At 58.6% G+C, this 7,588-nt stretch carries 6 protein-coding genes; 3 read left to right on the top strand and 3 right to left on the bottom strand.

Features of this window, described 5'->3' with window-relative positions:
* Positions 1–40: 40 nt before the first annotated feature.
* Positions 41–1,357: a DUF4214 domain-containing protein gene (locus tag EN879_RS16665; protein ID WP_245460914.1), complete on the bottom strand. Its 1,317-nt coding sequence runs from the start codon at positions 1,355–1,357 to the stop codon at positions 41–43.
* 482 nt (positions 1,358–1,839) lie between these two features.
* On the opposite strand from EN879_RS16665, the gene EN879_RS16660 reads away from it, so the two are divergent.
* The 3 genes from EN879_RS16660 (at position 1,840) to EN879_RS16650 (ending at position 5,740) form a co-directional block, all read left to right on the top strand.
* Positions 1,840–2,943, top strand: a complete 1,104-nt coding sequence (locus EN879_RS16660) for a hypothetical protein (protein WP_024505408.1) — start codon at positions 1,840–1,842, stop codon at positions 2,941–2,943.
* The gene (locus tag EN879_RS16655; protein ID WP_024505409.1) at positions 2,940–4,433 is read left to right on the top strand and encodes a lipopolysaccharide biosynthesis protein; all 1,494 of its coding nucleotides are present in this window, start codon (positions 2,940–2,942) and stop codon (positions 4,431–4,433) included. The genes EN879_RS16660 and EN879_RS16655 overlap by 4 nt, the downstream gene beginning before the upstream one ends.
* A gap of 404 nt (positions 4,434–4,837) precedes the next feature.
* Positions 4,838–5,740 carry a glycosyltransferase family 4 protein gene (locus tag EN879_RS16650; RefSeq protein ID WP_164753915.1) on the top strand — a complete coding sequence of 301 codons (903 nt, stop codon included), beginning with the start codon at positions 4,838–4,840 and terminating at the stop codon, positions 5,738–5,740.
* 48 nt (positions 5,741–5,788) lie between these two features.
* Here the strand turns inward: EN879_RS16650 and EN879_RS16645 are convergent, their stop codons facing one another.
* Together EN879_RS16645 and EN879_RS38995 are read right to left on the bottom strand one after the other, a co-directional pair.
* A complete protein-coding gene (locus EN879_RS16645) occupies positions 5,789–6,799 on the bottom strand; it encodes a glycosyltransferase family A protein (protein WP_024505411.1) in 1,011 nt (336 codons plus the stop codon).
* Between the two features lie 221 nt (positions 6,800–7,020).
* Positions 7,021–7,588: acyltransferase family protein (locus EN879_RS38995; RefSeq protein ID WP_206520959.1), on the bottom strand; the 568-nt coding region annotated here is incomplete at its 5' end.

The following is a 7,588-nucleotide window of genomic DNA, read 5'->3' as shown; positions in this document are numbered from 1 at the left end:
TTCCCGATCCGAGACTCAATTAGCGCTTGTTGGTTCGATTTCACCCAGGCCCCGCGACCGCGGATGTTTCGCGCATCGCGGCGTGTCCGGTGTTGAACTCCGCCGACGTGGCGATTCCGAAGGCCACGGCCTCACGCGTCATTGAGCCTTGACGCAGTTGATAGGTATAGGTTTCAAGCCCGTTGCCGTCCGCGGACCGGTTCAGAAGCAACAGATATAGAAACCCGACATAGGCGCGGTCTGTCAGGCCGATCGTGGCATATCTGGTTTCGAATTCGTGCGAGCGCATCATTTCCATGATCATGTCGGGGAGTTTGGTCGCTCCGTCTTCAAGTGCCGCCGACCACTGATTGACGCTGGCCGTGTCGCCCTTGCGGCCAAGAATGAGGCAGTAGACGAAACTTGCCTGCCGCGCCGGTAGGGACTGGTCCGCAGCCGCGGCCTCGGGGTCGCAGTCCCGATGGGGCTTGGGTATCGGCAGGGGGCCGCGGGTGAAGTCCCGTACCGTTTTGTAGGCAGGCTTAGGCTCGCCGGTCCGCCATTTGCCATCTGAGAGAGCCACGAGCCTCACCAATCCCATATTGGCTTCGAAGCCGGGGGCCCAGTAGGCCTCATCGAGCAGTTCGTAGATGTGCGCGGCCTCCACCTTATATTTGTCCTTGAGTTCGCTAAGCCGCGTCATCGTCTGCTTGATGCCGTCAGCCTGCTGGCGCTCGCTGCGCTGACTTCCATAAGGATTGTTGAATTCGGTGACCCAGATCGGCTTGCCGTATCTCGAGATTTCACGGAACGCCCATTCCGGGTCATCGCCGTACATGTGCCACACAGAAATATCCCAGGCGATCCCGTCCTGCTTCATCCGCACGAACGCTCCGGTGTGGCCCCAACCGGCGGTGCCCATCGCCTTCCTTATGCTCGGATCGACCTCTGTCATGCCGTCGGACAGGCCCTTCAAGACAGCGCTCACCTTTACCCATCGCGGGCCGTAGTAATCGAGCGGTCCTGTTCCGCCCGCAGGTCCCCATGCACATGGATATTGCGAACCATCGTCGCGTTTCTCACAGGGCTTGATGATGGCATAGTTTTCCATCTCGTTGCCGAGTTCCCAAACACGGATGTCGTTCTTGAACCTGGTAGCAAGGGTGACCGCCAGTTTCCGGGTGCTCGCGTAGAGCTCTTCCGGACTATCCTTGTCCAGATCGGCGACCGCAGGCGTGATGACGGGCAGGATCTCGATCCCTCTCGCCTTCCCGGCGTCGACGAGGTTGGAGAGCATATCCGCGTTGTCCACGCCTGAAACGTTGACGCGGTACGATTTCAGGCCGAGATCCTTGATGAAGTCGAGTTGCCTTTCCACCGGAATGCCCGGATAGGAGACTATTGGATGGCCATTGATGCCCCAGAGGAAATCGGCTGATGCAGGCGCGGCTGTTGCCAGCAGGCAGGCTGCAACGATTGCGAGACGAAACGACACGGCAACAAGCCTCCCTGCCCGATTTCGAGATCCGGGATAGTGGGGACTGCACACACTTCGCGCAATTTGCCCATACGGTTGAGCGCGGGCTCTCGTTACCCCTTTTGACGGTGGTCATGGGACAGCCTATTTGGACTGGCCTCCACCCGACCGCACCTAACCCTTACCAGCCCGCCCAAATGCCTTTGAGACCGTTCGGGTCCGAGAGAAGGATCGTAGTGATGTGACAGCGATGGCTCCACTCCGTCAAAAGTGGAAGGTAGCTACCGCTAATTCGGGGACGGCTGTCGGATTCCAGGGATGCTATGGTACGGCACTAGGCAAATGACATTGGTTGCGGAGCGCGCTGTGGACGGGAGTGCTGCATGTCACTGAGGGTCGGCGACTGGGTAGAGATTCGGTCCAAGGAAGAAATCCTTCTTACGCTCGACAGAAATGGTCGACTTGAGGAGCTTCCTTTCATGCCACAGATGTTTCAATATTGTGGTCACCGCTTTCGTGTTTACAAGCGCGCGCACAAGACATGTGACACGATCAATTTTGCTGGCGGACGCAAGTTATCCGGAGGCATCCATCTTGAAAACCTGAGGTGCGACGGCAACGCGTTTGGAGGTTGTCAGGCAGCGTGCCTGGTCTTCTGGAAAGAGGCATGGCTCAGGCCTGTGGCGTCCTCGGACGAAGCAATCGCGCCGCGAACCAACGCGGCGAATGGAAAAGGTTGCACGGAAAGCGACGTGCTGGCTGGTACGCGCGCCAAGAGCCAGCCACTTTCAGGTGGTCCGAGATACTCATGCCAAGCCACAGAACTTCTGGATGCGACCACCCCACTTTCTTGGTGGGATGCCCGGCAGTATGTGGAAGATTATGCATCGGGAAACGCCAGCAAAAAGCGTCTCCTGGTCGGATTCATCTATGCAGCAGTATTCAGTATCTATCACTACATGGGCCGTCTGCATCTCGGGAGGCTCTCCGTGATTGTCAGCTGGCTGTATGACAAGGTGCAGCACATTTACGGTGGCGTTTCATTCCCACGATATCGGGGATCGATACCTGCCGGCCAGCCGGTTCCAACCATCAAGCTTGATCTCCAACCGGGGGAGCTGATCAGGGTTAAGTCCTATGAAGAAATCCTCAAGACCCTAGACACGGATAATAAGAACCGTGGCCTGTATTTCGACGCTGAGATGGTCCCCTATTGCGACCATACTTTCAGGGTCCGGTCGCGAGTAACAGCGTTTGTCAATGAAAAGACCGGACTTCTCAACCGGCTCAGGGGACCGGCGGTCATCCTGGAGAAAGTCTGGTGCAATTCGAGGTATAGCGATTGCCGGATGCAGTGCCCAAGAGCCGTCTATCCCTGGTGGCGAGAAATTTGGCTGGAACGGGTGCCTGGCGAGGCAATCGCTCACATGGGGCATGCTACGGCAGCTCAAACGGAAACAAGCGCGTATGCAGCCAGTGATACATGACCCACAAGGCCCTCAGTGCCAAAGGCGAACCCCGCAACCTTAAAAGGGAAGCCATTCAAAGTGGCGTCGCCAGGATGGTGAGCCAGGGGGTGAACCTGATTCTCAGGGTGGGCTATATTGCCATCCTGGCACGCCTGCTCAGCCCTGACGATTTCGGCCTGGTCGCGATGGTGGTGGCACTCACAGGCATTTTCGACGTCTTCACCACCGCCGGGCTTTCCTCCGCTACCATCCAAAAGCATGAGATTTCGTTTGACCAGGTTTCGGCACTGTTCTGGATCAACATACTGGTAGGGGTCTTTCTCGCGCTGCTCTGCGCCGCGAGTGCCTACACGATATCAGCCTTCTACCATGAGCCGCGTCTACTCAGGATCGCCATCGCGGTCGCTCCAGCTTTCCTGCTTAACGCGGCCGGCGTGCAACATGCCGCTCTGATCGAGCGCGACTTGCGTTATGTCACACTCAGCGCGATCGAAACGGGTGCCCTGTGCGTGGGCATCCTGTCCGGTGTGCTGCTCGCGTTGCGTGGCTACGGCTACTGGGCACTGATCGCCCCGACACTTATCTCGCCGGCAATCAACAGCCTGGGCTGCTGGATCGCCACCGGGTGGATTCCTGGATGGCCTCGACGCGGCGCCAATATTCGCTCGCTCTTGCATTTCGGTGGAATCGTCACGCTGAACAACCTCGTTGTCTATATTGGCTACAATGTGGAGAAAGTCCTTCTCGGGCGGCTCTGGGGCGCTGCGTCGCTCGGATTGTATACCCGGGCCTTCCAGCTGATTGGCATCCCTACGGCGACCATCAACAGCGCCGTCGGTGCGGTACTGTTCTCGGCGTTGTCACGAATGCAGCATGATCCCGCGCGGTTGCGGAACTTCTACCTCAAGGGATATTCGATCGTCATCGCGGTGACGGTTCCCATCACAATGTTCTCGTTCCTGTTCGCACATGAGATCATCACCGTGGTGCTGGGCTCGCAATGGACGGGGGCGGCGACCATCTTCCGGCTGCTCACGCCTACCATCTTGGTGTTCGGGATCATCAACCCTACATATTGGCTGCTCATCTCGACCGGCAAGCAGAAGCGCAGCCTGTATCTGGCTTTCGCCATCGCCCCTCTCGTCATCACTTCCTACTGCGCAGGAATCTCCTTCGGCCCCGAGGGCGTTGCACTGAGCTACTCGACGGCGCTGGTGCTCTGGCTCTATCCACACCTGGTGTGGAGCCTGCACGGAACGCCGGTTTCAGTCGGGGATCTGTTGCGGACGATCATGAGGCCATGGATGGCCGGCATCGTGGCCTCGGTGGGTGCGCTGGCAGTGCAGCGCTATCTCGGCCCGGAGGTTCCTTCGCTTCTGCGGCTCGCGGCTGGCGGGCTGGTTCTGATCAGTATCTATGCATTCGTCTTGCTGTTCGTCTTGGGGCAGCTCAAGCTGTTTCAGGATGTGCTGCTGGGCTTTCGAGGCGAGGCGCGGGCCGGCGCTTGACGCAGCCCGCGACTTCGACCGGCGAAGGCCCGAGAGAGAAGCTTTTTGGAGGGCAAATGGCCAGTATAGCAATCGTCCATAGCTATCCGTACGACGCGTTCTTCGGCGGAGACGGCGCCTATATCCAGGCGTTCGGGCGATATCTCCTGAAGTCCGGCCACGAGGTACACGGGTATGTATCCAACATAGCGCGCGGCCGAAGGAGTCCAGTCTGTAGGAGCGTATATGAAATAGAGCAGTTTTCTTCGTGGCAGGTTCGTCGAAGTATCAGATTGGGCCAGAGAACATTTCTATCCACGGAGTTGCTTCGGTCCGGGCATCTGGCCGGATCGTTCCTTGGACGGAAGACCGCACCTGTTTCCCCAACGACGGACCAGAACTTTTCCGAGGGAGAGACTCAGTGGGTGCTTGACCGTATCGAAGCTGGACGGCCGGACGCCGTCATACTGTTCCACGATGCCGTGCATTTCGCCCCTGGCCTCTCCCGCAACGGTAACAGGGTTTTCTCACTTGTTGGCCATCTTCAGCACCGCAACGGGGCAGCGCGCTGGGAGGCCGGCGCAACCCCCGGCCCGGACAAGAATTGGACCGAGGAAAAGAGATTGTCAAACTCGCTGAAGGCGGCAGAGTGTGTCGGTTTCAACAGCAAGGATGACGCCTCCTACGCCCGCAACCATCTCGGGGTGACACGCGTGATCTCTCTTGGCATGGGCTTCGACAATCACGAAAAGCAACCCGACAGCAATGAGCCCATCGTTCTCTTCGTCGGGAATGCCACAGAGCCAAATCGTGCCGCACTGTCGTGGTTCCTGAAGGAGGTCTGGCCAACTGTTCGAACCTCATGCCCCACGGCAAGGGTTCGCATCGTCGGAACCGCCGCCTTCACATGTGAGGTTACGCCGGCGGCCGGCCTGGAGTGTGTGGGAGCGCTCCCGGACCTCGCTCCCGAATATAGGCGCGCCCAGCTTGTCGTGGCCCCGCTCGTTTCCGGCAGCGCCGGCGTCAAGATAAAGGTGGCCGAGGCCATGTCTTACGGCCGCCCCCTCGTGACGACCTCGATAGGTGTGGACGCAGGTGACCCCCACCAACTTGATGAGGGAGCGATCGTGGCCAATGGTGGTGCAGACTTTGCACAGGCGGTCATCGCGCTGTTAAGCAATGCGGAACTTCGGCGTCAGAAATCCGAGGGTACCGCGCATGTATTCGCCAGCCTCTTTTCCTGCGATGTGTGCTATGGCCCGTTCCTGTCTTGGCTCCGCAAGGCAGGCCAGGTGGCTGATAGCAGCTTGTCATCACAAATGGTGTAGGGAGGCGGGCGCCTCTCTAAAGTGGCACTCGACAGGATTTGATCAGCACTATGCTGTATCCGCATGCTCCACTTGGCGGGTGGACGAGCCCGACCGACCGGAAACCACTGCCAAGGCCCGTCTGACGGCGCCCTTCGTTCGATAAAGATGGCCCAGCGGCGGAAACAGCCTCAATATCGGAGACAGCGAAAAGCTATATCTAAGCAATTCGACGCCACAAGCGGTCCTTCCTCGGACAATATGAGAGACTGCCGACCAATAAGCGGCATCGGCAACCCGGCGCATTGCCATGCGACGAAGCCCCGATGCCGCCGGCATGGCAGCGCCTTCGCACGAGAAGAAGCTGGCGAATACCGCCTCTCGTTCTTTCAATTGCGTTAATTTGTCCGAAAAGTGGACCACCGTTATTTGTGCTGCATGCACGCGTCGGATACCGAGCGCGCCCTCGAATTCCACGATTGAACCCAACCGCGCGAGGCGAAGCACCATCTCCAAATCGGGCGCGTGCGCGAGTGACGCACGGTAGTGACCCACCGCCTTTTGCGCAGTCATCCTGACCAGCACCGCTCCCAAGGCCAGGGACACTCCCAGATGGCCCAGATGACGACAACAGTCTTCAATGAACCGGGCACCCGCCGTTACGCGCCATCCATCTGGTTGACTTGGTTCGGCAAAATCCTTCCCCTCGATCATGCTGAGATCAGACCCTATGGCGAAAGCAGCCCCAGGATTGCTTTCGAGGACATCAACGGCGCGTTGGAGCGAGCCGTCTGTCAGGAGATCGTCGGCGCACAAAAGGATGAAGTAGTCTCCTCGCGCAAGCTCGACGCCTTCGTTGAAGGACGCAATTGGCCCTACATTCCTGGCGTGGCACACGACTTCAACCCGGCTGTCTTGGGCGGCAAGTCGGCGTGCCACTTCCACGCTGTCGTCTGTTGACGCGTTATCGATAACAACAATCCGGAGATCGTCGATGCCTTGCGAAAGCACACTGCGTATACATTGCGCGAGGAACCGATCAGCGTTGTAGCAGGGTATGACTACATTGATGCTGGGCATCAGCACAGGCTCCCCTTACCTGATTGGTCGCCTCGGTTATCGGAGCGACCTGATGTGGGCCAGCACAGGCACCACGCCACGATCGAGGACAAAGACTTGGTTTCCGGGCCCATCCTCCAACAAATCGGCTGGAAGGTCATGCCGTCTAAAAGGCTAGGGGATGACAATCGACCAAAGGCGTAGGGGGAGGTGCAACCTCATCGCCAGCCTCTCCGTCTCATTCAGCTGTCTGTGAAGCGGCCGGAGAGATATCGGGTCAGCGGCACTTCAGCAAAAAGATAAACCAGCACCGAAACGCAGGTGACGGCCATGGGCGTCACGAACAACAGCACCGAGGCGAGCCGCGCCGAATCTCCGCTTTCGGCAACGAGCTTCTCGGATACGATAGCCACGAACCAGTGGGTCAAGTAGATCGCATAAGTGCATTTGGCGAGAAAGTTCAAGAGCTTGGAGTCGCTGAAGACACCGAGCTGCTCCAGAGCGACAACCCCCAGCAACAGGACCGACATCGGCATGCCGAGCGCGAGGAGACGGGGCAGCGCCGGCCAACAGAAAGGACGCAAGACTGCTGCTAAGGCTCCGAAGGCGACTGCCGCCGCCGCGAGGGTAACGGCCCCGCTCCACGGCAGTTTGAAAGGGAACAGCCCGGAGTTGGAAAGCTTGAAGATGACGATGCCGAAAGCGAAATCGATCAGGATCGGATTGGTGTAAAATACGAAAATGGGGTTCTCAATGCTTGATGTCTCGCCCGCGACCGCAAGAAGAACCGCGAAGGCGGCGGAATAGAGG

It is taken from the genome of Mesorhizobium sp. M7A.F.Ca.AU.002.02.1.1, assembly GCF_003998535.1.
Lineage (GTDB): Bacteria > Pseudomonadota > Alphaproteobacteria > Rhizobiales > Rhizobiaceae > Mesorhizobium > Mesorhizobium ciceri.
The sequence above is the reverse complement of the archived record's forward strand: the minus strand, read 5'-3'. Positions and strand labels throughout refer to the sequence as shown.